4 protein-coding genes are annotated in these 3,254 nt (G+C 66.3%); 2 read left to right on the forward strand and 2 right to left on the reverse strand.

Features of this window, described 5'->3' with window-relative positions:
• Positions 1 to 42: 42 nt before the first annotated feature.
• A complete protein-coding gene (locus A2J02_RS19605; RefSeq protein ID WP_068052456.1) occupies positions 43 to 447 on the forward strand; it encodes a VOC family protein in 405 nt (134 codons plus the stop codon).
• A gap of 22 nt (positions 448 to 469) precedes the next feature.
• Here the strand turns inward: A2J02_RS19605 and crcB (A2J02_RS19610) are convergent, their stop codons facing one another.
• Positions 470 to 844: a fluoride efflux transporter CrcB gene (gene crcB / locus A2J02_RS19610; RefSeq protein WP_068052459.1), complete on the reverse strand. Its 375-nt coding sequence runs from the start codon at positions 842 to 844 to the stop codon at positions 470 to 472.
• Positions 841 to 1,260 carry a fluoride efflux transporter CrcB gene (gene crcB / locus A2J02_RS19615; protein ID WP_082898928.1) on the reverse strand — a complete coding sequence of 140 codons (420 nt, stop codon included), beginning with the start codon at positions 1,258 to 1,260 and terminating at the stop codon, positions 841 to 843. The genes crcB (A2J02_RS19610) and crcB (A2J02_RS19615) overlap by 4 nt, the downstream gene beginning before the upstream one ends.
• 107 nt (positions 1,261 to 1,367) lie before the next feature.
• On the opposite strand from crcB (A2J02_RS19615), the gene A2J02_RS19620 reads away from it, so the two are divergent.
• Positions 1,368 to 3,254, forward strand: a 1,887-nt coding sequence (locus A2J02_RS19620; protein ID WP_068052464.1) for a RecQ family ATP-dependent DNA helicase, incomplete at its 3' end; no start/stop codon positions are given.

Below are 3,254 nucleotides of genomic sequence, written 5' to 3' on the forward strand. Positions count from 1 at the left end.
ATCGAAGAAGCATCGAGGGTCGGGGCGTCCTAGCATTTCCCCATGTCACTTTCACTGAGCCACGTACACGTCTATACCGACGACCCCGATGCCTCGTTGGCGTTCTATCGCGACGCTCTGGGACTCGAGGTCAAGAGCGAGGTCGCCAACGACGGCTACCGCTGGATCACTCTGTCCACCGACGACCAACCCGAGATCGAGATCGTACTGTCGCAGCCCCACGCGGGCCGGTCGCAGGAACTCGGCGATCAGATCGCGGCTCTGCTCGCCAAGGGCGAGCTTCCGGGCCTGCTGTTTCGTGCCGACGACCTCGACGCGGCCTTCGAGAGAATTCGCGCGGCGGGCACCGCCGAGATTCTGCAGGAGCCGACGAGTCAGCCGTGGGGTGCGCGCGACGCGGCATTCCGTGACCCCGCCGGCAACATGGTGCGCGTCAGCCAGGCATGAATTCGTCCTCGCGTCGACCGTCCTACATCGACGACGCGAGCGCCAGGCCGCCTGCGCACGCGAGCACGGACGCGAGCACGGTGACTGTCACGTTGACGGCGGCATCGCGTCGACGCCCCTGCTGTAGCAACCGCACCGTCTCGACACTCGCCGTGCTGAACGTGGTGTACCCGCCGCAGAACCCGGTACCGATGACGGCTTGAACGTCGGTGGAGCCGGCTCGGAACATCACCCATCCGGCCAGCACACCCAGCAGAAACGATCCGGACACGTTGATGCCGACCGTCGCCCAGGGAAAGCTCGTCCGCGCCGCGAGAGAAGACTTCACTTCAGCGTCGACGACGAAGCGAAAGACTGCCCCCAACCCGCCGGCCGCCGCGATCCACATCGCGATCATCGAATCACCCTGCCTGCCAACACGATTCCAGCCCAGGCTGCAAGTATTCCGAGAATCACGCTTACCACTGCGTACGCCAATGCCAGCCCGGTGAACCCACCTCGAATCCCGTCCACCGTCTCGAGGGCGAAGGTGCTGTACGTGGTGAACGCACCGCAGAAACCGGTACCGAGCAGCAGCCGTAACCTGCGCCGAACTCCTGCGTCGGGCCCGCCGCGAACCAGCGACTCGAGCAGAAGTCCGAGCACGAACGCACCGGCGATGTTGATCCCGAAGGTGGCCGTCGGCCATTGCGACGCCGAATGCGGAAGCTGCTCCTCGATCACGTAGCGGACAGCCGTGCCCGCCGCACCGCCGACGAACACCACGGCCAGTGCCCAGAGGTGACGGTGAACGGGGCCCTGGTCGGCCGGCATCGAATCGGAATCGGGATCGATCACCGCTGGTCCTCTCGGGCTGCACGGTCCGACCGTTTCCGACCGGCCCGCGTTGGATGTCGGTTGCTTGCTGCACGATGGAGCCTATGACAACGACCACGGAGCCCACGACCGGGAACTTGCGCGCGAGCGCAGAAGAGTTGTTGCGCGAACTCGCCGGCCCGGCTGCGGTGCTGCGGGAAGACCAGTGGACGGCCATCGAGGCCCTCGTCGTGCACCGGCGGCGGGCGCTGGTGGTGCAGCGGACCGGTTGGGGCAAGTCGGCGGTCTACTTCATCGCGGCGAAACTGCTTCGCGCACAGGGCCTCGGTCCGACGGTGATCGTCTCTCCACTGTTGGCGTTGATGCGCAACCAGGTTGCCTCCGCCGAGCGGGCGGGCGTCCGTGCTGCCACCATCAACTCCGGCAACATGACCGAGTGGGACGACATCCATCAGCAGGTCGCCTCGGGCGAGCTCGACGTGCTGCTGGTCAGTCCGGAGCGATTGAACAATCCGGATTTCCGCGATCAGGTGCTGCCGTCCCTGGCAGGTGATGCGGGCCTGGTCGTGGTCGACGAAGCACATTGCGTCTCCGACTGGGGCCACGATTTCCGGCCCGACTATCGACGTATCAGAACCATGATCGCCGAGTTGCGCGACGGTATCCCCGTGCTCGCGACCACAGCGACGGCGAACGACCGCGTGGTGGACGACGTAGCGGCACAGCTGGGTGTCGGCGGCGGCGACACGCTCGTACTGCGCGGCGGGCTCGCACGCGACTCTCTGCGCATGGCTGTGGTGAAGATCGACAACGCCACCGAACGGGCGGCGTGGGTCGCCGATCACCTGAAAACCCTGCCGGGTTCGGGAATCATCTACACGCTGACGGTCTCGGCCGCGAAGGACCTCGCAGCGCTGCTCACCGATCAGGGCCACGTGGTGGCGTCCTACACCGGTCAGACGGATCCGACCGAGCGCGAATCGCTCGAAGGTGACCTGCTGGCCAACCGAGTCAAGGCCCTCGTCGCCACCTCCGCATTGGGGATGGGCTTCGACAAGCCCGATCTCGGCTTCGTCGTGCACATGGGGGCACCGTCGTCTCCGATCTCGTATTACCAGCAGGTAGGCCGAGCCGGTCGCGCCACCGAGCGCGCCGATGTGGTGCTGCTGCCCGGTCACGAGGATCGCCAGATCTGGAGCTACTTCGCCTCCGTCGCATTCCCCCGCGAGCATCTGGTGCGGCAGGTCATCGATGCCCTGAACACCGACAAGGCCCAGTCGACGCAGGCGCTGGAGCCCTTGGTCGAGCTCAATCGCAGCAGGCTGGAGATGGTGCTGAAGGTCCTCGACGTCGACGGCGCGGTCAGACGCGTTCGTGGCGGTTGGATGGCCACCGGGGAGCAGTGGACGTACGACGCGGGACGTTACGAGCGTCTCGAACAGGCCAGGGACCGCGAACAGCAGGCCATGATCGACTACCAGGGCACCGACGGCTGCCGGATGGAGTTCCTGCGGAGGCAACTCGACGACCCGGATCTGGGCGCACCCGGTAGCGAGTCCGACAGGTGCGGACGGTGCGACAACTGCACCGGTGAGCACTTGTCGGCGTCGGTGGATGCGGCTGCAGTCGACTCGGCACGGGCACGATTGGACCGGCCGGGCATCGACCTGCAGCCGAGAAAGCAGTGGCCCAGCGGCATGAAGAAGCTGGGTGTCTCGCTCTCGGGCAAGATCGCCGACCCACACGAACCCGGGCGCGTGCTGGGTCGACTCACCGACCTCGGCTGGGGCAGCCGGCTGCGTGCCCTGCTCGATGCACCCGATGCTCCGGCCACCGACGCATTGGAGAAGGCGTGCATCACCGTGCTCGCCAACTGGGACTGGAAGCAGCGCCCGACTGCCGTTCTGGCTCTCGACTCCCCCACCCATCCGGTGCTGGTGCGATCGATCGCCGAGCGATTGGCCGCCGTCGGAAAATTGGACGATCTCGGT

This window comes from Rhodococcus sp. EPR-147, assembly GCF_001647185.1.
Taxonomy (GTDB): Bacteria; Actinomycetota; Actinomycetes; order Mycobacteriales; family Mycobacteriaceae; genus Rhodococcoides.

Excerpts from the sequence above, each read along its gene's own strand:
- A2J02_RS19605 (WP_068052456.1), top strand. The coding sequence starts at position 43 with ATGTCACTTTCACTGAGCCACGTACACGTCTATACCGACGACCCCGAT.
- crcB (WP_068052459.1), bottom strand. The coding sequence starts at position 844 with ATGATCGCGATGTGGATCGCGGCGGCCGGCGGGTTGGGGGCAGTCTTT.
- crcB (WP_082898928.1), bottom strand. The coding sequence starts at position 1,260 with ATGCCGGCCGACCAGGGCCCCGTTCACCGTCACCTCTGGGCACTGGCC.